General features: G+C 41.1%; 21 protein-coding genes. 7 read left to right on the top strand and 14 right to left on the bottom strand.

Going from position 1 to position 21,697, the window contains the following annotated elements:
* Positions 1-7: 7 nt before the first annotated feature.
* Genes CP948_RS00910 through CP948_RS08825 form a run of 8 tightly spaced genes read right to left on the bottom strand, consistent with a single transcriptional unit; the run spans position 8 to position 8,563 of the window.
* Positions 8-1,810 carry a polysaccharide deacetylase family protein gene (locus CP948_RS00910; RefSeq protein ID WP_096600146.1) on the bottom strand — a complete coding sequence of 601 codons (1,803 nt, stop codon included), beginning with the start codon at positions 1,808-1,810 and terminating at the stop codon, positions 8-10.
* Positions 1,807-2,739, bottom strand: a complete 933-nt coding sequence (locus tag CP948_RS00905) for a bactofilin family protein (RefSeq protein ID WP_096600144.1) — start codon at positions 2,737-2,739, stop codon at positions 1,807-1,809. Before CP948_RS00905 ends, CP948_RS00910 begins: the two co-directional genes overlap by 4 nt.
* On the bottom strand, positions 2,732-3,991 hold the full coding sequence (locus CP948_RS00900; RefSeq protein ID WP_096600142.1) for a glycosyltransferase family 2 protein: 1,260 nt from the start codon (positions 3,989-3,991) through the stop codon (positions 2,732-2,734). Before CP948_RS00900 ends, CP948_RS00905 begins: the two co-directional genes overlap by 8 nt.
* Positions 3,979-4,794: a hypothetical protein gene (locus CP948_RS00895; protein ID WP_245810032.1), complete on the bottom strand. Its 816-nt coding sequence runs from the start codon at positions 4,792-4,794 to the stop codon at positions 3,979-3,981. Before CP948_RS00895 ends, CP948_RS00900 begins: the two co-directional genes overlap by 13 nt.
* Positions 4,751-5,527 (bottom strand): YaiO family outer membrane beta-barrel protein, encoded by a 777-nt coding sequence (locus CP948_RS00890; RefSeq protein ID WP_096600140.1) that lies wholly within the window; start codon positions 5,525-5,527, stop codon positions 4,751-4,753. The genes CP948_RS00895 and CP948_RS00890 overlap by 44 nt, the downstream gene beginning before the upstream one ends.
* A complete protein-coding gene (gene wecB, locus CP948_RS00885; RefSeq protein ID WP_096600137.1) occupies positions 5,487-6,683 on the bottom strand; it encodes a non-hydrolyzing UDP-N-acetylglucosamine 2-epimerase in 1,197 nt (398 codons plus the stop codon). Before wecB ends, CP948_RS00890 begins: the two co-directional genes overlap by 41 nt.
* A gap of 3 nt (positions 6,684-6,686) precedes the next feature.
* Positions 6,687-8,417, bottom strand: a complete 1,731-nt coding sequence (selB, locus tag CP948_RS00880) for a selenocysteine-specific translation elongation factor (RefSeq protein WP_096600135.1) — start codon at positions 8,415-8,417, stop codon at positions 6,687-6,689.
* On the bottom strand, positions 8,414-8,563 hold the full coding sequence (locus CP948_RS08825) for a hypothetical protein (protein ID WP_180764075.1): 150 nt from the start codon (positions 8,561-8,563) through the stop codon (positions 8,414-8,416). Before CP948_RS08825 ends, selB begins: the two co-directional genes overlap by 4 nt.
* Before the next feature lie 29 nt (positions 8,564-8,592).
* Here CP948_RS08825 and CP948_RS00875 point away from each other — a divergent pair, with 29 nt between their 5' ends.
* On the top strand, positions 8,593-10,026 hold the full coding sequence (locus tag CP948_RS00875; RefSeq protein WP_096600132.1) for an aldehyde dehydrogenase family protein: 1,434 nt from the start codon (positions 8,593-8,595) through the stop codon (positions 10,024-10,026).
* Positions 10,027-10,117: 91 nt separating this feature from the next.
* Positions 10,118-11,356, top strand: coding sequence for a porin (locus CP948_RS00870; protein ID WP_096600130.1), 1,239 nt, complete (start codon positions 10,118-10,120; stop codon positions 11,354-11,356).
* Between the two features lie 21 nt (positions 11,357-11,377).
* Here CP948_RS00870 and cmk read toward each other — a convergent pair whose 3' ends face one another.
* From cmk to gatC, 4 genes are read right to left on the bottom strand one after another with little or no spacing between them, the layout of a single operon-like run.
* Positions 11,378-12,043 (bottom strand): (d)CMP kinase, encoded by a 666-nt coding sequence (cmk, locus tag CP948_RS00865; protein ID WP_096600127.1) that lies wholly within the window; start codon positions 12,041-12,043, stop codon positions 11,378-11,380.
* Positions 12,043-13,140 carry a type IV pilus twitching motility protein PilT gene (locus CP948_RS00860; protein WP_096600125.1) on the bottom strand — a complete coding sequence of 366 codons (1,098 nt, stop codon included), beginning with the start codon at positions 13,138-13,140 and terminating at the stop codon, positions 12,043-12,045. Before CP948_RS00860 ends, cmk begins: the two co-directional genes overlap by 1 nt.
* On the bottom strand, positions 13,121-14,137 hold the full coding sequence (gene recA, locus CP948_RS00855; protein WP_096600124.1) for a recombinase RecA: 1,017 nt from the start codon (positions 14,135-14,137) through the stop codon (positions 13,121-13,123). The genes CP948_RS00860 and recA overlap by 20 nt, the downstream gene beginning before the upstream one ends.
* A 4-nt stretch (positions 14,138-14,141) precedes the next feature.
* On the bottom strand, positions 14,142-14,423 hold the full coding sequence (gene gatC, locus CP948_RS00850; protein ID WP_096600122.1) for an Asp-tRNA(Asn)/Glu-tRNA(Gln) amidotransferase subunit GatC: 282 nt from the start codon (positions 14,421-14,423) through the stop codon (positions 14,142-14,144).
* Positions 14,424-14,440: 17 nt separating this feature from the next.
* Here gatC and CP948_RS00845 point away from each other — a divergent pair, with 17 nt between their 5' ends.
* The 3 genes from CP948_RS00845 to CP948_RS00835 are packed head-to-tail and all read left to right on the top strand — an operon-like array spanning position 14,441 to position 17,343.
* Positions 14,441-15,094, top strand: coding sequence for a ComF family protein (locus CP948_RS00845; protein WP_096600120.1), 654 nt, complete (start codon positions 14,441-14,443; stop codon positions 15,092-15,094).
* A gap of 8 nt (positions 15,095-15,102) precedes the next feature.
* Positions 15,103-16,011 carry a GTPase Era gene (era, locus tag CP948_RS00840; protein WP_096600807.1) on the top strand — a complete coding sequence of 303 codons (909 nt, stop codon included), beginning with the start codon at positions 15,103-15,105 and terminating at the stop codon, positions 16,009-16,011.
* A gap of 3 nt (positions 16,012-16,014) precedes the next feature.
* Positions 16,015-17,343: a sigma-54-dependent transcriptional regulator gene (locus CP948_RS00835; RefSeq protein ID WP_096600118.1), complete on the top strand. Its 1,329-nt coding sequence runs from the start codon at positions 16,015-16,017 to the stop codon at positions 17,341-17,343.
* Here CP948_RS00835 and CP948_RS00830 read toward each other — a convergent pair.
* Positions 17,311-18,336, bottom strand: coding sequence for a PAS domain-containing sensor histidine kinase (locus tag CP948_RS00830; RefSeq protein ID WP_096600116.1), 1,026 nt, complete (start codon positions 18,334-18,336; stop codon positions 17,311-17,313). The two genes, CP948_RS00835 and CP948_RS00830, sit on opposite strands and share 33 nt — an antisense overlap.
* A gap of 152 nt (positions 18,337-18,488) precedes the next feature.
* Between CP948_RS00830 and CP948_RS00825 the strand changes: the two genes are divergently transcribed.
* Together CP948_RS00825 and CP948_RS00820 are read left to right on the top strand one after the other, a co-directional pair.
* Positions 18,489-19,796, top strand: coding sequence for an FAD-dependent oxidoreductase (locus tag CP948_RS00825; RefSeq protein WP_096600114.1), 1,308 nt, complete (start codon positions 18,489-18,491; stop codon positions 19,794-19,796).
* A gap of 115 nt (positions 19,797-19,911) precedes the next feature.
* A complete protein-coding gene (locus tag CP948_RS00820) occupies positions 19,912-21,111 on the top strand; it encodes a (Fe-S)-binding protein (protein ID WP_096600112.1) in 1,200 nt (399 codons plus the stop codon).
* Here the strand turns inward: CP948_RS00820 and coaE are convergent.
* Positions 21,094-21,687, bottom strand: coding sequence for a dephospho-CoA kinase (coaE, locus tag CP948_RS00815; protein ID WP_096600110.1), 594 nt, complete (start codon positions 21,685-21,687; stop codon positions 21,094-21,096). The two genes, CP948_RS00820 and coaE, sit on opposite strands and share 18 nt — an antisense overlap.
* Between the last annotated feature and the right edge of the window lie 10 nt (positions 21,688-21,697).

The raw sequence follows: 21,697 nt of genomic DNA, 5'->3' as shown, positions 1-21,697 counted from the left end.
CCTTATGTTAATGGAATTTGAAAGAAAGGTCAAGTTCTTCGTCTTTTTGAAGATAAAAGTAGTAGAAGTGTTCATCCTGAGAAATAAAGACAGCTTCTTTGGGAAAACTTAAAACCTTTCCGTAATAGCGCGGTACAGCAATAGCTATGTCTTTTAATCCTTCCGGGTTTTTGAGTCGCACAACTAATTCATCACCCTTTTTCCTAAAACTATACTCCGTTTTTAAAAATCTCAAAAGGAAGTCCGCAAAGTAGCTCATGGAGTGTATTTCCAATAGACCTTCCCTTTCCTTTTGTTGCCAGTAATCTATAGCTTTGAGAACAGCAGAAGGATACAGGGGAATGTCGTAAGGATGAGAGTAGAAAAGCCTTATCTGTTTTGTTTCTGCAGAAAAATCTGCAAGAGACTTTAAAAACCTATAAACTTCCTCTTCGCTAATACCCTTTTGGTACATCTCGTAAAGAGAGGCGGATTCTTCGTAAGGAGATATAGGAAAGGCTATAACCTTTGAGGATACCATTTTACCGTTTATGAAAGTCCTGTTGGGAGATGAACCACTATCACCCGTATAGTAGTAAGCTACAAAACCGAGCTTTTCAAGAGCTTTAGTGGTCTCTGGCTGAGGATGAACACCGTTAGGAGCGGAGTATTCCCTTATCTTGTAGCCCGTTATGGACTCAAGACAGCGATTGTTCTTTTCAATGTACTCATAGATGTCCTTTTGATCCAGTTTTCCGCTAAGTATTCCATAAGCAAACCAGTTGTGAGCCCATCCACCGTGAGAACCTATAACACCGTAAGACATAAGCATCTTCACATACCTTTCACCTTTTCCACAAGCATCAAAGCCAAGATTATCACCCGGCTTGTCCCTGAATGGTCCTGCGGTGATGTGAAGAGAATACTCCAAACCCTTTCTGAGATAACCTTTTTCCATCATCATAGGTATAGATGTCCAGTCAAGGTTAGCATCTATGTGCCAGTTAATAACGAACCCTCCTTTACCTTTGGGAGTGTTCACAAGGTGTGGAACTTCTGCCAGTTTGAAAAGAAAGTATCTCAAGTTTGACCTTAGAAACAAGTCATCTGAATAAGCCTTAAAATGTCCAAGGGGTAGAGAAGAGTAGAAAATGTATCCTTGCCTATATTTGCTCCAAACTAATGCTTTGTATTGACTACCGTCCTTTTTATCCACCACAACTGCGAGAGTTTTCCCACCAAAGCTCCTGTCTTCTGTTTTGACATAAGGGTAAGTTAGCTCTTTATACATGTATCCTGTTACAAGTCTTTGTTCTTTGTCTAATTTACCCGGAGTTATTTCAAGATCTCTATCCAGCACCTTTACATATCCTTTTGAGTAGCTACCTGCTCTTAATTTTTCATAAAGGATGTAATTTATGCCCAGCAAAGGACTAAAAATAGCGGACCTTAAGTATGCTCCTGCATAGTTTTTTATACCAGCATCTTGAGAAATAAACAAATTCCCTCCGTGTGTTAGATAATCCTCAAACCACCTTATGGCGCTTGGATTTACATACTGTAAGGTCCCGTCTGGTATGATAATTGCAGGCTTGTACTTGGCTAACCTTTGCGGATCTTCTGATAAAAGGGTTTTTACATCTACAAGCCTGTGGGGCACTCCCTCTTCTTCAAGTGCGCTTTTAAAGGCGTCCACCTGATAACCTTTTTTTCCATAAACTACCAGCACTTCTATATCTTTGTCCCATTTTAGAGAATAAAGGGGTAATAGTGTTTTCAAGATGATAAACAAGAGTATGAGTGTAATAAAAAGAATAAATCCCTTTCTCAAGGTCTTGCCTCCACAAGCTTTTCACTGTGTAGATATCCGTAAATCCTAAATGGTCCTTTTATGAATATTTTACCTCTTGCTACTACTGATTTTACTTTACCTTCTAATCCTATAACTACCCCGTTTTTAAGAGTTATACTACTTTGACTGAACACATTCCCTTTTACCCATACATTCCCTTCTATTTGTACATCACCATCAGAGAAAAGGTCCCCATTTACTACAACAGGCCTTTCTTTACCACCTATGGTTATACCACCTTTTACGCCAAGGCTTCCCTTTATGTTTATAGTCCTTTCTTCCGGCATATTTTTTTTATCAAGAAGAGGCTCGTCTGATGTGTCAATCTTTTTGGCATAAGCCCTTTTAAAGGTTGTTCTGTTTCTTATTTTTACTTCCAGAGCATAAACACTTACACCTAAGTCTGCTTTAGACTTTGTGATAAGATTTCCTTCTACATGCACCCATCTCACAATGCGAACGGGTGCTTCTATAAAACAATCACCCTTCACATACAGACTTCTTGCTGCGCAGGTATTTAAGAATACAGCGTTTCCAAATACCGCTAATTCCCTCTTGAAGATATGGTTTTGCAAAAGGGCAGTATCTTCGGTAAAAACCACAGGCGTATCTACCACGCTTTCTATTAACCCTTCGTCATTTAGAAACCCTACCCATTCTTCTCTGTTTAACTTGAGCTTTAGATAGACAGGCTTAAGCTTTTCTATCTCTTGAATGTTTAAGTCTTTTAAAGCGGTAGTCAAAAGCTTGATAAAACTTTTTCCAAAATAGTCGGGCTCCTTTGTGCGCTGTTGATCTATAGCGATGGGTTCTTTGTCTCTTTTGAAGATTAGCTCAAGGATAGAAGGCAAAAAAGGTAAAAGTAAAAGGAAGATAAAAGCTATGATTAACAAAAATACCTCAGACATTTCTAAACCTCTCAGTTTTCTGCCAAATTACGGTTCTTTTCATTATGAGGTCTATCAGCGCATCAATAAAACCCAAAGACGCATATATAATGTTGAAGATGAACTCAAAAAACATCAAAGGCAAAAGAAAAACCCTTTCCATTACGCCATCAAGCACCAGCGCAGTGCCTACCTCAAAGAAGGGAGCAAAGTTCCCAAAGGAGTTATGAGCAAATATGAAAAGTAAAAAAAGATAAGAGCTTGTTATTTCCATCTCACCAAGGAAAAAGAGTAAAAGAGAATCAAGCAAGCCCAAAAAGATCATAAAAGGTTGCATATATACGGTGAGAAGCAACAAACCGTCTACCTTTTGCCAAAAGCTGAGTTTTTTAGAGAGGAGCGTAGGTAGAAGATACTTAAACATCACCTGATTATGTCCCCTTGACCACCTTCTTAACTGTCTTGCTCTTACATTCCAGTCTTCCGGTGCTTCCTCATAACACTCTGCACTGTTCGCGTAAGCAACTTTATAGCCATTCAGATAAAGCTTATAGGTTAATTCTGTATCTTCAGCCAGAATCCTCGCATCAAATCCACCTAAGTTTACGACCAAGTTCTTTCTAAAACCACCAACTGTGCCTCCAAATTGAGGTATCAGGTTTAAGTTATACCTTGCCTGTTGGTCTACCTGATAGCCACCCGACCTTTCCATATCAAGAAGTCTCGTAAGCAAGTTCTTTCCGGCGTTTATGGGAACAACTCTTCCCATGACTGCACCCACCTGCGGATCTTTGAAAGCTGTAGCTAAAATCCTAATTTGTCCTTTGGGTGGAAGGTAATCTGCGTCGTAAACTATTATTACCTCCCCTTTTGCTATTTTTAGAGCGTCATTTAAACCGTTCTGTTTGCCTCGTGGTAAGTCCCCATACCTATGTAAAGGTTTTATAAAAGGATGCTTTTGAGCGTACTCATTAAGGATCTCTTTGGTTTTATCTGTTGAGTGGTCATTTATGGGTATGATCTCTAACTTTTCCTTTGGGTAATCTGATGCAATAAGGAGGTCCAGTATATGTCTGGCTACCTTTTCTTCGTTATGCATGGGAACCAAAACAGATACAGTAGGTAGGTCTTCGTCCAACACATCTTGATAGTAAAGCCTCTGTTTGCCAAGAGCCCTGTTTAAAGTAAAAAAGTAGTGTCTTATAAGATAAAGAAAAAGAAAGAGCATTAGGAAAACCATGTATGTTTTTAAAAGGAATATCAGAACCCCCATTGGTAAAAAGCCTCCCGCCTTTTTTGAAGAAGCCTTAAGGTCATGTAAAGACAAAGGGAGTAAAAAGAAACTATGTATATAAAATCCAAAAGAGGACCAAAGAGAAAAAACATAGCTGGCATGTGTATATAAGAGAAATTCTTTAAAATGTAAGCGAATACTATATACCTAACACCACCAAAAACGGAAGAATACATAAGGCTAAGAGATATAGTAATTGCGTTTAACAGAAGATTTAGCCAGCTAAAAGTGAATATGGACAAAGAAAGACCAAGAACAAAGGGTATAAAGATGAAAACTCCCATCTGCTGGAGGATGTAGAGTGTAGCAAAATCTCTTTCTGTGTAAGGAAAACTGTCTAAAAAGAGCACAAAATAGCAAGAAGATACAAAATACACAAAGGCTATGTATATAAACCATGCGGAAATATACTTGGGCAGTGGATTGAGTTTTCTTATTAGAAACAGTAAGAATAAAAGGCTTAAAATAAGGTAAGTAAAAGATTCTTGCAGGGTGGGTAGTCTTCCATGTGATACAGAATATTCAAGCGTAAGGTTTAAGAATTTATAACTTCCAGTATAGCTATCCTCCAAAATTCTTCTTGCAATGTTAGATAAAACCTTAAAGTAATCTTCAAGAAAAAAAATCACTAAAAATTCAAATACGAACACCAGAAGCGTAAGCTGAAGTAGAAAAAGATACTTGTTGAATTTTAAAACCCTACCAAAGCGCGCATAACCAACCACTGGTTTCTCTATCTCAAAACTCTTTGAATATGCCTGCTTGAAAGCCATACTTTTCATACCCGTCTTTTAATTTCAAGTAGTTTAAACTCCCGAATAAACCTAAGCTTTTCTTTATCCAGTGTCTGTGAGAAAGAGATATGTAAAAGGCTTTTTGTCTCACCTCTTGTGGACTAGCTAAGTATGTAGCAAGGTATGCCTGTTTGCCATAGGAAAGGTCCAGATAAGTCCAACTTTTCCCCTCTTGACCTATGCCTAGACTTAAAAGGTCAGACGAAGAACTTACGCTTCCCGGATAACTTCTGTTTATGAAGTGCTTGTAGGCTATCACAAATCCTCTTCCGTAATAGGTAATGCCCGGATAAACTATGTAGTTTTTGTGAACATCGTGGTATTTGATGTATGTAAAGCCTAAAGAGGGAACTATGTTCCTTTTTGCACCCACCTTAAAGTTAAACTCATGGTCTAACCTATACTTGGGAAGGTAAGAACTGTTGTTCCCAAAAGAGAGACTACTGTATGTGTATAGCCATTCGCTCCAGTCTTTATAAGCTCCAAAAACACCAAGTAAGGCATCACCATCATGTTTTCTACTAAAAACACTACCTTCTAAAAAGTAAGTAAAATGACTAAAGGGTCTGTGGTAAAGTCTTAGAAAACCACTTTTCCAACTGCCATAGGTAGCATTTGGACTGAGGTATTCGTAATTTCCTCCCGCTTCAAGTCTGAAATCAAAGGCATAAACGCTAAGACTAATAAATACCACTAATGGAGTTAACCTTAGTACACTCATACAGATCCCCCTTGTAATCTTTCTTGTAATTTAACATAAAGTTCTTTACTTCATCGCAAAGGAAGAAGTTCTTTATCCTTTCGCTTGCCCTTCCATCTCCGTAAGGATTTTCAAAAGAGAGCTTTTCGTAATAACCTAGATTACTGTAAGTTTTTTCAAACTCTTTTACTATTTTCTCTTTTTCAGTACCTACAACTTTTCCCAAGCCTACATCAACCACTTCAAGCCTTTCCGAAACGGTTCTTGTTATGAGGACAGGTTTTCTCAAAGTGCATGCTTCCTCCTGAATTCCTCCTGAGTCAGTAATTATCACTTTTGACCTCTCCAATAGGTAAAGGGTTTGTGGATAACTGAGGGGTTCTAAGAATACCAAGTTATCTGGTAATTGTGTAAAGCCTTCAAGAATGCTCTCTCTTACTTGAGGGTTTTTGTGCAGAGACCAAAGGAAGAGAAGATGGGGAAACTTTTGTGCAAGCTCAAGCACTGCGTCCCTTATATTTTTCATAGGTTCTCCTATGTTTTCCCTCCTGTGAGAGGTTATAAAAACCAAGCCATCAAAAGCGTCTATTTCCCTATTTATCTGCTTTTGTAGCTGGCGTTTGATCTTATCTCTATCAAGGAGATCAAGTGCAGTCTGTACTGCATCTACTACTGTATTGCCTGTTAGTACTATACGATCCTTTGGAAAGCCCTCTTTTAGAAGGTTTTCCACCGCCCTTTTTGTAGGAGCAAAAAGCACATCGGATAGCTCATCTGTAAGTTTTCTGAACATCTCCTCCGGAAATGGGGAGAACTTATCATGGCTTCTTAGACCTGCCTCAACATGCAAAACGGGTATTTTATTCAAAAAGGCCGTATAAGCTCCCATGTAGCAACTAAGAGTGTCTCCTTGAACTATCACGCAGTGGGGTTTATACGCTCGTAAAACTTCTTTCAAAGACTCTGCCATACACGCTGTATTTTCAATAAGGTCTGGATTCATACAGTGAAGAAAGTCTGCATCTATACGGAAAAATTCAAGAACATGTCTGAGAAGCTCATCGTGTTGTCCCGTGGCAACTACTTTAAGCTCAAAACCGCTTTCTTTTAGGGCATTAATTACTGGTGCAAGCTTTATAGCTTCGGGTCTTGTGCCTAAAACCACGAGCACTTTCATAAACTACACCTTTTTTGTGAACTTTCTCACATTGCCTTCTCTTCTTGTTAGTCCCTTTAAATCCATGTACTCAAGAAGAGGTATAAGGTACTTTCTTGTAAGCCCCAACTTCTCCTTGGCTTGCTGAACGCTAAATGTATCCCCTAACTCTTTTAGTTTTTCAACAAAGTTTTTAAAGATGTCATCCCTTATGTAAAGGAACTCTCCTAAGCTGTGAATATATCCCTTTCTTACTGCAACAGTTAGTATATCCTTAAAATGAAGAAGTTCCTTCTCTTCCTTTATGCCCTCTTGCATAAATTCCATGAGCTTTTTGAAGCTTTCAAGTTCTTCAATTTTAGCGCTCCTTTCGTCCAAAAGGTAGCCTTCAACTACCGTATAGCCTCTCAAATCTTTTAGGATGTAGCTTAGGACCCCCTGAGTTATCTTAAGCTTACTCACAACTTCTGCAAGCTTTACCACACCTTTAGAGTTTTGGATAAGACCAAGCAGTCTTTCTTTTACTTGTTTGAGTGTATGAGGATGATAGAGAACATCTCCTATGCGCACACTTTGGGTATGCTGTGGGTTTATAGCTCTTCCAAAAGATGCGCTTAATTCTTTTATACTTATTCCCTTTACTCCAGCTTCAAGAAGATAGTAGGTTGTTGGGTCTTCTCCTAAAAGGTGAAGATGTTTTTTTATAAAAGTTTTAGAAAGCCTTTTGGGATTAGGGTGAAGCAGTTTGTATCCGCTCACAAACCTACCTGAGCTGTCAAGGATGGCTCCTCTTTCGTCCCTTACGCATACCACGTGCTGGGAGAGTCTTACCATGTATGTGTTTTCGTGTATGTGCCTTGGTATGCCAGAAACTCCTCTCATGCCAAAAAAGAAGGTATACTCTTTTCCCGGTTTTATACCATCTGCAGAGATAAGAATTATCTTAGTTTTTAACAGTTCTTCCTTTTTTACAAGCCAAAAACCCCTTTCTACTAACTTATGGTCTATTTCTGGAAGGTTAATGGCAAGCCTCTGCCATGCCTTACCTTCTTTGACAAAACTGCCGTGGTTCTGTATATTTCTTACTTTGGCTTGTATCCCCAAAGGTTCCAAAATTAATGTGTCTCCCTCCTTTACTGTACCAGACACACAGCTCCCCCTTAACACAGTCCCATAGCCTCTAATATGAAAAGCTGAGTCAACATTCAATCTAAAGAAGGCATCCTTTGGGGGTTCTGGAAGGCTTTCTACATAATGAGCTATCCCCTCTTTGAGCTCTTCAAGACCGATACCTTCAGTAGAGGACACCAAGTAAAAACCAAAACACTTTACATCCTCTTTCCTAAGAAACTCCTCTACATCTTCTTTTACCAACTTGATGAGTTCTGGATCCGCTTTGTCTATCTTGGTAATGGCTACTACGCAATGTTCTATCCCAAAGCTTTTTGCAAGCTTAATGTGTTCCACGGTTTGTGGCATAAGACCTTCGTTGGCATCAACAACAAGAATGAGCCCTTGTGCGCTGGAAAGCCCAGCTATGGCATTTTTTAGAAACCTTTCGTGTCCTGGCACATCTATGATCTCCACTCTCGTGTTTATCTTTTGTAGGTCTATAAAGGCAAAACCTACATCTATGCTCATACCTCGCCGTTTCTCTTCAGGTAGTCTGTCTGTGTCTATACTGGTAAGCGCCTTTATCAGAGATGTTTTGCCGTGATCTACATGTCCCCCAGTGGCTAATGTAATGTATCTCAATTTTCCATATTCTTGGTGTTCTTAGGTGCTCTTAGGTTCTGTATGTATAATCTTAACTTTAAGCCCTCTTTTCTTCTAATACGCTCCCTTCGCATGTTCTGGATGTACTCTTCTTTAAGCATTTTTACTAAGTTTAAAAGGCTCATAGGTTTAATTATAACTTAAAATAAAACCTATGGTAGAAAAGGGCATTCTTTTGGGTGGAAGGTATGTGGAAAGCCAAGAGAAGATAGATGTAGTGTATCCTTATACTGGTGAGCCAATAGGTAGGGTGTCCAGGGCATCAGAGGATCATGTGTATAACGCGGTAGAGTTGGCAAAAGAAGGCTTTAAACAGCTCTCTTCCTTTACTTCTTATGAGCGCTATAGCGTGCTTATGAGAGCTGCACAGATGCTCCAAGAGAGGGCAGAAGAGTTTGCAAGAATGCTTGTGTTAGAGGTGGGAAAAACCATAAGGGAAGCAAGAGTAGAAGTCCAAAGAGCGGTGCAAACTCTTATATTCTCTGCAGAAGAGGCAAAAAGGGTAGGTGGTGAGGTGGTGCCTTTGGACGCTCATCCCAACGGTAAAGGGAAGGTGGGCTTTTATATACGGCAACCTGTTGGTATAGTTTCTGCTATCACTCCCTTTAACTTTCCTCTAAATCTCTCTATGCATAAGGTTGCTCCTGCCTTGGCAGCAGGAAATGCGGTGATCCTCAAACCTTCCGAAAGGACTCCCATCACTCCCCTTATGTTGGGTGAGCTTTTGGTATCTGCTGGAATTCCACCATCTGCCATAAGCGTCCTTCCGGGTTATGGTTATGTAGGAAAGGCAATGACAACGCATCCAGCTGTCAGAGTGGTTTCCTTTACAGGCAGTAGAAAGGTGGGAGAGATCATCACAAGACAGGCAGGTATAAAGAAGGTAATTCTTGAGCTTGGGTCTAACTCAGCTTTGGTTTTACACAAAGATGGAGACATAGACAAAGCGGTGGCAAAAACAGTCCAAGGTGGGTACGCTATAGCGGGGCAGGTTTGTATATCCATTCAGAGGGTATTCGTACATGAAGATGTCTTTGACCTTTATCTGTCAAAACTCAAGTCCGCGGTAGATAACCTGAAGGTAGGAGACCCTATGCAAGAAGACACAGATGTAGGTCCCATGATAAGCCCTTCGGAAGTAGAAAGGGTTCAAGAATGGGTCAGTGAGGCTATAAAAGAGGGTGCTAAGCTCATAAGGGGTGGTGTTGCGTGTGCAGAGAGTAAAGCTCTACTTGAGCCTACAGTGGTAAGCCTTGTGCCAGAAAGCTCCTTGCTTTTTAAAGAAGAAGCCTTTGCACCCGTAGTAGTGGTAAACCCCTACAGAGAAGTAGAAGAAGCCATAAGAGGGGTAAACAGCTCTGTATATGGCCTTCAAGTAGGGGTCTTCACGAAAGATATAGACATAGCCTGGGAGTTTATCAAAAAAGTAGAAGCTGGTGGTGTCCTTATCAACGAGGGACCCAACTTTAGAGCGGATCACATGCCTTACGGAGGTGTAAAGCAGTCAGGCATAGGGAGAGAAGGTCCCAGATTTGCCATAGAAGACTACACAGAGATCAAGATGGTTGTGTGGGATCTGGGACCTTAAAATCTTAACAAAACATTAACCAAAAATTAATGAACCTTTAACACAACATCTCTAAGATGATCTCTTGATTAAAACTCAAGGAGGTGGAAAAATGAAGAAGGTCTTACTTACAGGTGCCATACTGTCCTTATGGACTCTTCAGGCTCAAGCAGCATCTATAAGATTAGATGAGGAAACTTTTTCCACACTGGATCTCACTCTTAGGATAACCGCACAGAGGTTAGGAAAAGCCAGAAGTGATGTAAAGGACTGGACAGACTTTTCTATAAGAAGAGCAACTATCAACATGGCAGGTCAAGCAAATAAGTACGTTAAGTTTGAGTTTGAAGGCGATTTTTCCCCTAACACCACCAATAGGGGAAGCCATCAGGCAGCTTCTGCCAGTATAAATGACGCAGTTATAACATTGGATCTTGCTGATGAACTCAAAATAAGGACAGGTAAGTACAGAGTACCCTTCGCAAGAGCAAACCTCACATCTTCCAGAAACTATGTGATTCCAACAGGAATAAGGTGGGGTGCAGGAGACGGTCAGACAGGTTATAAAGCGCCAAGTTGGAACCCCTTCGCACCAGCAACCTTAGCAGGAGACAGAGATTACGGTATGACCTTCTGGGGTAATATAGCTGATGGTCTTTTCCAATACAGGGTAGGTATATTTGACGGTAAGTTTGATCACACCGACACAGCTCTTGGTTATAAAGACAACATAGCCTACGGTATAAGGTTGGAAATGAACCCAGTAATGTTGGGCTACAAAGCGGATAAGGGCTGGGGAAAGGCAGATAGCTATTTAGGAAAAATGAACGTATTTAACATAGGCGTAGCATACTGGGCTCAAAAGTGGGATGATAACAAAGGAAGTTCAGGTACTGCGAAAGCCTACACTGTGGATGCTCTTTGGGAGCAAAAGTTTGGCGATATGGTACCTAACCTACAACTTGGATACATAGGTCAGACCAGCCTACCCTCTACTTTAGGATTTAGTGGAACAAAACCTAAAACCAACGCTTACTATGTTCAAGGACAACTACTCTACGACCAGATGGTGGGTATAGGAAAACCTGCTCTTGCGCTTCGCTACGAATACTCAGAATACAAAAACTTTAACATGACAGATCCCGTAACCAAGGCTTACCTTGGAAAAGGCAAAGTGGGCAGGACTTCCGTATTTCTCAACTACTACATAAAAGGATGGAATGCAGTGCTGAGCGCAGGTGTTGACATAGTAAATCCTAACGGAGCAATGAAGAGGTATAATTCTGACGGCAAGACCTACACAGGAAAGAACTTTACCGACTTTACTATAGCGATGCAAACCATCTTTTGAAAAAAGGCTTTTCCCGTGTTCTTACCCTCGCAGCTTGTGCTGTGGGGCTTTTCTTTTTATTATTCCTAAAACTTCTTCAACGGTTTTTTCTACACTTTTTCCCGTTGTATCCACAATGATGGCATCCTCTGCAGGTCTAAAGGGATAGATGGGTCTTTCCATATCCCTTTTGTCTCTTTCTGAGAGCGCTTTAAGGACTTCTTCAAAACTCACACCAGAGAGCTCAAGAAATCTTCTTCTTGCTCTCTCCTCAAGGCTTGCGGTTATGAAAAGTTTTATGGGTGCGTCTGGAAATATGTGAGTGCCTACATCTCTACCCTCTGCAACTACTTGCGTATCACCAACAAGATTCCTAAAAAACTTAACCATCCTTTCTCTGAACTCAGGGATGCTTCCCATTATAGATGCGTATCTGCCTATCTCTTCTCCTTTTAGCTCCACATCAAGGCACCTGCCTCTAAAAATTATCTCTGTTTTTGCTACGCTTATATTCACCACAGGTGCTTTATCAAACAGAGAAAGAACTTGTTTTTTATCTGTCATGTCTATACCTTCCTCTTTTGCTATGTAAGCAAAAGCCCGATAAACTTTTCCCGTGTCAAGATAGGGAAGGTTTAGTTTTTCTGAAAGGATCTTGGCTATGGTGCTTTTCCCACTCCCCGCAGGACCGTCTATGGCTATCTTCATCAGAAGAAACCCCTACCTCCAGAGGATATACCTTTTAACTTAAGCTCAAGGTCTCCGGGCTTATTGGCATAAAGAAGAGCGGTGCTATAGTCTATAAGGCCGTTCCTGTAGAGCTCTTCAAGGTGCTGATCAAAGGTCTGCGTGCCATAAATACTCTTTCCCTTTTCCATGAGCATGGGAATTTCGTCAAACTTAGTGGGATCAAGGATACATTCTTTTATAGATGCTGTATTTATAAGAACTTCTACCGCGGGAATGACTCCTCTACCGTCCGCTCTTGGGAGGAGCCTTTGAGAGAATATGGCTATCAGGGTTTCTGCAAGCTGTATCCTTATCTGCTCTCTAACTTCAAGGTTAAACATGCCTATAAGCCTGTTTATAGTTTCTTTTGCATCAAGGGTGTGAAGGGTTGAGAACACTAAGTGTCCAGTTTCTGCAGCCTGAAGGCATATCTGAGCGGTTTCGCTATCTCTTATCTCTCCCACCATTATCACATCAGGGTCTTCTCTTAGAGCAGCTCTTAGACCTCTTGCAAAAGAAGATGTATCTATCCCCACCTCCCTCTGCACTATAAAGGACCTTTCATCTCTGAAAAGATACTCAATAGGGTCTTCTATGGTCACTATCACGCTATCCCTCGTTTTATTGATAATGTTAATAAGAGATGCAAGTGTAGTGGATTTGCCAGAACCCGTAGGACCTGTGATGAGTATAAAGCCTTTGGTGTTTTCTAAAATGACCTTTCGCATCACCTCGGGAAGGTTTAGGCTCTCAAAAGGTGGCACATTAAAGGGTACTACCCTGAAAGCCATACCGGTAGAGTTCCTCTGTTTGTATATGTTCACCCTAAAGCGCGCTACGCCCGGAAGGGAGTAAGAAGTGTCTGTCTCACCGAGCTCTTCAAACTCAGCCATTTTCCTCCTGTTTTTCTCCAAAACCTCTTTTACAAATAGCTCCATCATCTTCTCTTCTATGATGGGAAAATCACTTAGTTTTATGAGCTTCTTTTTGGTTCTTATGACAGGCTGGCTACCTGACTTTATGTGAACATCAGAAGCGGACAGTTCAATGGCTTTTTTAAGTATCAGCTGGAGCAAGCCCTGCAACCTCTCTGACTTTCTGCTCTATTTCTTCTGCCAAGTTGGGGTTTTCCATAAGGAACTTCTTAGCTTGGTCCTTACCCTGACCAAGTTTTATATCTCCATAGCTGTACCACGCACCACTTCTTGCAAGCACTTTCAACTCTGTGGCTATGTCTATAAGGTCACAAAGCTTGCATATACCTTCACCGTATATAACATCAAACTCAGCTTCCTGAAAAGGTGGTGCCAGTTTGTTTTTTACCACTTTTACCTTTACTCTGTTGCCTACTTTGTCATTGCTGTCTTTTATGTCTCCAACCCTTCTTACATCCAATCTCATATCTGCGAAGAACTTTAAAGCTCTTCCACCCGGTGTGGTTTCGGGGTTTCCAAACATAACACCTATCTTCTCTCTCAGTTGATTTATGAATATTATAGCTGTGTTTGCTCTATGTGCCATGCCTTTTAGTTTTCTAAGAGCTTGAGACATGAGTCTTGCCTGTTTTCCTACATGAGCCTCTCCCATCTCTCCTTCCAGTTCGTCCTTTGGAACAAGTGCAGCAACGGAATCTATAACTATAACATCTACTGCGTTGCTGGCTACGAGGCTTTCTACTATCTCTAAGGCTTGCTCGCCGTAATCCGGTTGTGATATGTAAAGGTTTTCTGTATCTACACCTATCTTTTCCGCATACTTAGGGTCAAGAGCGTGCTCCGCATCTATAAACACTGCAACGCCTCCCATCTTCTGGGCGGATGCTATCACATGCAGTGCCAGTGTAGTCTTACCGGAAGACTCAGGACCGTATATCTCCACTATCCTACCTTTCGGGATGCCTCCTATACCTGTGGCTATGTCTAAGGCTAAAGAACCCGTTGGTATAACATCCACCTTTACCTTCTCCGCGTTTTTAAGTGGCATTATGGAACCCTTGCCGAACTTTCTTTCTATGCCAACAAGCACGCTCTCAAGGGCTTTTCTTTTTTCTAAGACTTGCTTTTCTTCTGTCATAAGGTCATACCTCCACTACTCTTGGCACTACAAAAAATCCCTTTTCCTTCTGCGGTGCGTTAAAGACCGCATCTTCCTGACTGAGGCACTCACCGGGCAGGTCCTCTCTCATGGGTGTGCACATGCTGTGTTGATAAGGTTCTATACCTTCTGTATTTACTTCCTGAAGTTGCTCTACAAAGGCAAGTATGTCAAGAAACTGCTTGCCAAGGACCTCTTTTTCTTCCTCTTTGAGCTGTATTCTTGCAAGATGGGCAGTCTTTTCTACTGTTTTAATATCCACCATAAATAATAATATAGATTATGATTAAAGTTTTTGCACAGCTTGTAAAATTTTCAGGTCTGTGTGAGGAGGAGTGTATATCTTGCGGTGGTCCCATTTACTCCAAAGACCAAGGATACTTTTGTAATGCGTGTCTTGAAAGCCTAAAACCTTACCATCCCTTAGAGTACAGAAGACTTGAGTATGTGAGCTCTTACAGGGTGTTTGGAAGATACGAAGGTGTGCTAAAAAGCCTCATCCTAAGCGCAAAGTTTGGTGCTAATGTTTCTCTTGCGCACCATATTGGAAAAGTCATATCCCCGTATCTTTGGGAGTACATAGAGATTATAAACCCTGACCTGATAACCTGCCCAGCGGTTAACATAAGAAGGTACTGGTCAAGAGGGTTTAACCATGCGGAGGAGATGCTCAAAGGTGCAAATGTTCCCTTTGTGAAGGTTTTTAAAAGGATAGGTTTTGGTGGTCCATTCGCAGGACTAAGCAAAGAAGAGAGGCTAAAAGCGGTAGAGAGCCACAAGCTCAGGGAAGAGGTTATAGACCTTCTGGAAGATAAAAAGGTGCTTATATTTGACGATGTTCTCACTACAGGTGCTACTATAACGAGACTGGCTGAGCTGGTTCTTTACGTTGGTGCATCAGAAGTTTACGCCTTTTTTGTTGCTCAGGCTCTATAATGTTAGTTATGAAGTTTGGTTATGTAGCCATAGTGGGAAAGCCCAATGTAGGTAAATCTACGCTCCTGAACCAGATAATAGGTAGTAAAGTCTCCATCGTTTCTCCCAAGCCCGGGACTACGCGCATAAGGGTGCTTGGTGTTAAAAACATACCCGAAACTGCTCAGATAGTCTTTCTTGATACTCCTGGCATATACAAGCCAAGGGATGCCTTAGGTGAAGCTATGGTGGATACCGCAAAGAGTTCTTTAGAAGATGCGGACATTATACTTTTTATGATAGATGCAGAAGATGGTTGGAAAGATGATGATGAGCTTGTGTTTTCTAACTACATAAAACCCTTATCTAATGAAAAGCACCTTTTCTTAGTGATAAATAAGGTGGATAAAGTTGGGCACGTAAGTCAGGCTCTTCCATTAGCGGAAGAGATACTCAAAAAACATCCTGAGTTTAAAGAAGTAGTGCCTATAAGCGCCCTAAAAGGCTACAATGTGGATGAGCTTATAAAAACTATCCTGAAGTATCTACCGGAAGGTGAGCCCCTCTTCCCTCCAGAGATGATCACAGACCTTCCCCTGCGCCTTTTGGCTGCAGAGATAATCAGAGAAAAGGTTTTAATGAAGGTACATCAAGAGATACCCCAAGGTGTTGCGGTAGCCATCACAGAAATATCCGAAGGAAGCCACGACCCAAGTGTTTTGGTGATAAAGGGAGAGATAATTATAGACAGAGAAAATTACAAGCCCATCATCATAGGCAAAGGGGGACAGAGGCTAAAATCCATAGGGAAAATGGCAAGGGAGGAGCTGGAGCTCATAACGGGAAGGAAGGTCTACCTGGAGCTTTGGGTAAAGGTAAAGCCCGACTGGAGAAAAAGACCCGAACTTGTTAAAAGCTTTGGATACAAGCTTGAATGAATTATGGTAAACATTTTGATAGTTGAAGATGATACTAACCTGAGAAACGCACTCATAAAGGCTCTATCAAAAAGCCAGTATAACTGTGCAGGTGCTGGTAGCCTTCAAGAAGCTATTGAAGCTATCCATCAAGGGTCCTACGATGTAGTCCTTCTTGACCTTAAGCTTCCCGATGCAGAAGGTGTGCAGGCAATTAGAAAGGTAAAAGAGCTAAGCGATGCAAAAGTAATAGTCATAACGGGATACGGTGATATAAAAACCGCAGTAGAATCCATAAAGGCGGGTGCTTATGACTTTATACAAAAACCCTTCAATTTGGATATCCTTGAAGCTGATATAAATAGAGCTGTAAAGGAAAAACTCACAGAAGAAGAAAACTTGACGCTAAAAGAGCTTATCAAAAAGGGTATGGATTACACCCTTGAAACGAAAAACCCCCAATTTGCAAAAATTCTTTCCCTTTGCGAAAAGTATGCCAAAACTGACACAAACATACTCCTAATAGGTGAGACGGGAACAGGCAAGGAAGTTTTGGCAAGGTACATACACGAGATTTCTCATAGGAGAGATAGACCTTTTCTTGTTGTAGAATGCACCTGTATACCTCATGAACTTTTTGAAAGTGAGCTTTTTGGACATGAAAAAGGAGCCTTTACTGGAGCTTCTCAAAGGAAAAAGGGACTCATTGAAATGGCAAAAGGTGGAACTCTTTTCTTAGATGAAGTAGGGGAGCTTCCAACCCACATACAGCCTAAATTACTAAGGTTTATAGAAACCAAGAGGTTTAGAAGATTAGGTTCTGTGAAGGAGGAGTTTGCAGATGTAAGGATCATATCCGCAACCAACAAAGACCTCAAAGCTTTATGTGAAAAAGGACAGTTTAGGGAAGACCTTTACTACAGATTATCTGTGCTTGAGATAAGATTATTGCCTCTCAGGGAGAGAAAAGAAGATATTCCTTTATTAGTCCGTTTCTTTTTGAACAGATGGAACAAAAAGATAAGCACTAAAGCTATGGAAAAGCTAAAAAACTATCCGTGGAAGGGAAACATCAGGGAGTTAAAAAACCTCATTGAAAGAGCTTGCATTTTAGCGGAAGAAGAATACATAGACAATTACCTTTTTGCTTCTTACGAAAAGCACGAAAGCTTAGAGAAAGAATTATTTGAGGATATGCCTGACCTTGAACTTCTTGAGGCAAGATACACAGCTTACCTTTTGAAAGTCCTAAAAGATGTTGATCAAGTGGCAAAGGTTCTAAGATGTAGTAAAAGGACTGTTTACAGAAAGCTAAAAGTTCTAAAGGAGAGGGAGCTTAACAACAAAGGTTGAGCCTCTGCCCAGTTGAGAATCCACATGTACGCTACCACCCATGTCCTTGAGTACGCTGTTCACTATAGCAAGTCCCAAACCGCATCCGTCTTTATTTTTTCTCGCTTTACCCTGATAAAAGGGTAGAAATATTTTACTTAGCTCCTCTGGGTGTATCCCAGGACCCTCGTCTTGTACCTCTATCATCGCATAACTACCGTTCACACTGGTTTTTACATAAACCTTTTTCCCAGTGTCAGATACATCAATGGCATTCACAAGGAGATTTGTTATTACATGTCTCAAGTCTGCCTCACTTCCTAAAACAAAACCGCACTCTTGCACATTTTTTTCTATGATCACACCTCTGTCTTCTGCGTATATACTCAGAAGCTCCACGCAATCCTCCACAGCTTTCCTTATATCAACAAGGCTTCTCTCTTTAGAGTTGCGCACCATGAGGAGAAGCTTGCTTATGTAATCTTTACAGGTACATACAGCTTCCTTTATCCTTTCTATCTCTTCTTTTTCTCCGTACTCTTTTTCAAGTATCTGCACGCATGTGTATATGATGTTAAGGGGAGTGTTTATCTGATGAGCAACGCCTAAGGCAAGGTAAGATATGGAACTTAGCCTTTGGGATAGACTAAATAAATAGTACTTTTCTTTATCGTTTTTTATGTTCCTTATTATCTGTAGCACAGAACCATTTTTAAGTGGATAAGCACATATTTCTACAGGGAACTCATCTTTATCATGAGTATAGTGAGTGTGTATTACATTAACCGCTTTCCCAGTCTTTTCTATTTCCTTTAAGGGACACGGATGGCACTCACCGTCGCAAGGTTCATCCCTGTAATGGGAAATTCTGAAACACTCTTTTCCTATAACTTCCTCCTTTGAAGAATAACCCATATCTTTGGCATACTTTTCGTTGGCATAAAGTATCTTGTAGTCCTTGCTTATGACAACCACTTCTTCTTCAAAGGCATCAAATATGTGAAATCCCTCCATGAAGTTTATAGTATATCAAAGACAAAAGTGTCACTAATCTAAGTCATACTTGTCATCTTCAAGTAGTCTTTTTGCAGTGCAAAAGAGGTGTCTGCTGAATGCTTCTTTATGGCACAGAGTTTGCTAAATAAAATAGAGAGGAGGTGCACCAGATGAAGTTAGACAGGCGGGACTTTTTAAAGCTTTCTGGAAGTAGCGTGATCGCAACGTCTTTGCTGAGTGGTGTTGGGAGTTTTACCTTTGCCAAAAAAATGGAGGAGCTCAGTCTTCCAAAACCCTCCAGAAATTCGCCAAGAGTAGTTATAGTTGGTGCAGGCTGGTCTGGACTGACTGTAGCCAAGTATATAAAGAAGGGTAATCCAAATGTGGATGTGGTTCTCATTGACAAAAGGCAAGAGTTTTTCTCGTGTCCAGTAAGCAACCTTTGGCTGGTGAATCTTGTAAATCTTGAGTTTCTTATGCATGACTTTCTTACACCCGCTAATAGGCACGGTTATCACATGCTCACAGGTACTTCTGTGATAGATGTAGACAGGGGAGGAAGGAAGGTTTACACAGATAAGGGCGTTATCAGCTACGACTATCTCGTGCTTGCACCGGGCATAGATTATTATTACGAGGCATGGATAAAGGATCCTAAGGATATAGAGCTAGCACAGGTGCGTTATCCTGCTGGTTTTATTCCTGCCTCAGAACATATAAGGATCAAGCAAAAGATACAGAACTTTGAGAAGGGAAACTTTGTTCTTACCGTGCCACCTGGTCTTGATTACAGGTGTCTGCCAGCGCCTTATGAGAGGGCAACCCTCATAGCTTGGTACTTTAAGAAGAACAATATACCGGGTAAGGTGGTGCTGGTGGACAACCACCCAGACCCTCCCGTTAAGGCAAAGGGTTTCCATTACGCGTGGGACAATTTAGTAAAAGGCTATGTGGAGTATTACCCCAACGCAGGCATAAAGTCTGTTGATGTAAACGGTCGTAAAATATCAACGGAAGCTTATGGAGACATAGACTTTGATGATGGCGCCATATATCCTATGTGTAAAGCGGGAGATATAGTCTTCAAAGCAGGTCTTGTCAAAAAGGGTGAGAGGTGGCCAGAAATTGATCCTCTTAAGTACCACGCAGTAGGTGATGAAAGGGTTTATGTAACAGGAGATTCAAGAAATCAGCCTTTCTCAAAGAGTGGTAATACAGCTAATACAGAGGCTCACTATGTAGCAAAACTTATCCTTGCAAAGATTTCAGGTAAGGATATAGCGTATGAGCCTCCAAGAACCCTATGTTATTCTGCGGTTGCACCTGACGGAGCCATATGGATAGACTTAACTTACAAGTATCTTGGTGGTGGAAAGTTTGAGTTTGCTGATGTTAAGTTAGACGAACAACCAAAGGAGAGCAATTATAAGGCGTACATAGAGTGGGCAAAGGGACTCTACAGAGATATGTTTGCATAATTCCGCCCCTTTTTTCCAGTCCCTTTCCAGAAAACCCCCGAGGAGGGGGTTTTTTTTATTTTTATTAACGCCGTCATATATTAACACTAACGAACAAACTATATTTAGTTTAACTATGGAAAGATTTTTAGAAATTCCTTTAGATTTAGCTCAAAAGTGTGTAAAGTGTGGACTCTGTAAGTCAGTCTGCCCTACATACACGGTAAATCAAGAAGAAAGGAGCTTTGCGAGGGGAAGGCTTGCCCTTGCAGAGATGGTAATAAAAGGAGAACTTCCGCTGGATCAGGAGGTTGCAAGACAGTGGGACGAGTGTGCCATGTGCAGAAGGTGTGAGTGGATCTGTCCTAACAATGTGCAATACAAGGAGATTTTGGTGTATGCCAAGCACATGCAGAAAGAGAAGCTCGGCACTGGCTGGGTAAAGTCTGCAGGACTAAAGGCTCTTGAACTTATGCAAACAAAACCCGGAAGGTCCGCACTAAAGCTTGCTGGCAGAGTTATGAGCCTTCTACCAGCAAAAGAGATAAAGACACCTTTCCCCACAGGAGCGGTCAAGTTTATGCCTAAACCCACTGCAAAGGCTTTTGGACTCAGAGGAAAGGTCTTTAAAGCTCAAAAAGAAAAGGGTAAGCTCCTATTTTTTACAGGGTGCATGATAGATGCTTTTTATGGAAAAACGGGTGAGAGCGTGATAAAGCTCATGAATAAAGCTGGCTACACAGTAATAGTTCCCAAAGACATAAGATGTTGTGGTGCGCCCCACTACTACTCTGGGAACATACCTGCCTTTGAAAAGCTAAGAGATCACAACATAAAGGAGATGCAAAAATACGACTATGATGCTATAGTGGTTGCCTGTCCCACATGCGGTGGCGCCTTGCAGGAGGATTACGGGATTAACAAAGAGGTTTATGACTTTGCACAGATAGTCTTCAAAGAAGGGCTAAAGTTCAGAGGTACAGGCGAGAAAATTACCTTCCACGTGCCTTGTCATTCTTACAGCGCCATGAAAGTAAAAGATGAGGTGTTTTATTCTGTTATGAACTCTGTTGAGAATGCACAGGTCAAAAAAGCACAGAAAGACAAATCCTGTTGTGGTTTTGCAGGTCTTTTCTCCATAACAAATCCCAAAATATCAGACCAAATACAAAAAGAAAAGATAGAAGACCTTGCGAGTACAGGTGCACAGGTGGTGCTTTCCACATGTCCGGGATGCGTGCTGAATCTAAAGGACGGTACTATAAAACACAAAACTGGCCAGGAAGTGATGCATTTAGCGGACTATCTGGCTGATAGATTAACGGACGAGGTTTAAAAGCTCTTCATACACTTTTATAACTTGCCTCTTTGTATGCTCTAATCCATCTGAGTTATCTATGATGAAGTGCGCATGCTTGACTTTTTCTTCAGGTGGCAATTGGTGCTTCCATCTTCTCTCAAAGTCCTCCTCCGAAAAGCCAGATTTCAGAGCCCTCTCTTTACAAACTTGATAGGGTGCATAAACCACAATAAGTTTGTCGTAGTTCTTGTAAGTGCCCTTCTCCACAAGGAGGCTTGCCTCTACAATAGCTATAGCATTCTGCGGAAGTTTTTTGAACTCCTCATCAAGCCTTTTGTAGAGAGCATTGTGGGTGATCTCCTCCAAAACTCTCAACTTTTCTTTGTCAGAAAAGACTATCTGAGCGAGCTTTTTCCTGTCTATGTTTCCCTCCTGGTCAAGTACAGCACTGCCAAAAGCTTCAACTACCTTCTTGTATACCTCTCCCTTTTCTTCGTAAAAACCCCTTATTATAATGTCTGCGTCAAACACATAAGCACCAAGCTCCCTGAACATAGACGCTACTGTAGATTTTCCACAACCTATGTTGCCTGTTAGTCCCACTTTTAGCATTAAATTAATT

It is taken from the genome of Hydrogenobacter hydrogenophilus, assembly GCF_900215655.1.
In the GTDB taxonomy this organism is placed as follows: domain Bacteria; phylum Aquificota; class Aquificia; order Aquificales; family Aquificaceae; genus Hydrogenobacter; species Hydrogenobacter hydrogenophilus.
Note: the sequence above shows the minus strand (reverse complement) of the source record. Positions and strands in the feature narration are given on the sequence as shown.

Coding starts and splice junctions, on each gene's coding strand:
- CP948_RS00845 (WP_096600120.1), top strand. CDS start 14,441: ATGATTAAAGTTTTTGCACAGCTTGTAAAATTTTCAGGTCTGTGTGAG.
- recA (WP_096600124.1), bottom strand. CDS start 14,137: ATGACAGAAGAAAAGCAAGTCTTAGAAAAAAGAAAAGCCCTTGAGAGC.
- coaE (WP_096600110.1), bottom strand. CDS start 21,687: ATGCTAAAAGTGGGACTAACAGGCAACATAGGTTGTGGAAAATCTACA.
- CP948_RS00870 (WP_096600130.1), top strand. CDS start 10,118: ATGAAGAAGGTCTTACTTACAGGTGCCATACTGTCCTTATGGACTCTT.
- wecB (WP_096600137.1), bottom strand. CDS start 6,683: ATGAAAGTGCTCGTGGTTTTAGGCACAAGACCCGAAGCTATAAAGCTT.
- era (WP_096600807.1), top strand. CDS start 15,103: ATGAAGTTTGGTTATGTAGCCATAGTGGGAAAGCCCAATGTAGGTAAA.
- CP948_RS00830 (WP_096600116.1), bottom strand. CDS start 18,336: ATGGAGGGATTTCACATATTTGATGCCTTTGAAGAAGAAGTGGTTGTC.
- gatC (WP_096600122.1), bottom strand. CDS start 14,423: ATGGTGGATATTAAAACAGTAGAAAAGACTGCCCATCTTGCAAGAATA.
- CP948_RS00835 (WP_096600118.1), top strand. CDS start 16,015: ATGGTAAACATTTTGATAGTTGAAGATGATACTAACCTGAGAAACGCA.
- CP948_RS00820 (WP_096600112.1), top strand. CDS start 19,912: ATGGAAAGATTTTTAGAAATTCCTTTAGATTTAGCTCAAAAGTGTGTA.
- CP948_RS00905 (WP_096600144.1), bottom strand. CDS start 2,739: ATGTCTGAGGTATTTTTGTTAATCATAGCTTTTATCTTCCTTTTACTT.
- CP948_RS00895 (WP_245810032.1), bottom strand. CDS start 4,794: ATGAAAAGTATGGCTTTCAAGCAGGCATATTCAAAGAGTTTTGAGATA.
- CP948_RS00875 (WP_096600132.1), top strand. CDS start 8,593: ATGGTAGAAAAGGGCATTCTTTTGGGTGGAAGGTATGTGGAAAGCCAA.
- CP948_RS08825 (WP_180764075.1), bottom strand. CDS start 8,563: ATGAGCCTTTTAAACTTAGTAAAAATGCTTAAAGAAGAGTACATCCAG.
- CP948_RS00900 (WP_096600142.1), bottom strand. CDS start 3,991: ATGGGGGTTCTGATATTCCTTTTAAAAACATACATGGTTTTCCTAATG.
- cmk (WP_096600127.1), bottom strand. CDS start 12,043: ATGAAGATAGCCATAGACGGTCCTGCGGGGAGTGGGAAAAGCACCATA.
- CP948_RS00890 (WP_096600140.1), bottom strand. CDS start 5,527: ATGAGTGTACTAAGGTTAACTCCATTAGTGGTATTTATTAGTCTTAGC.
- CP948_RS00825 (WP_096600114.1), top strand. CDS start 18,489: ATGAAGTTAGACAGGCGGGACTTTTTAAAGCTTTCTGGAAGTAGCGTG.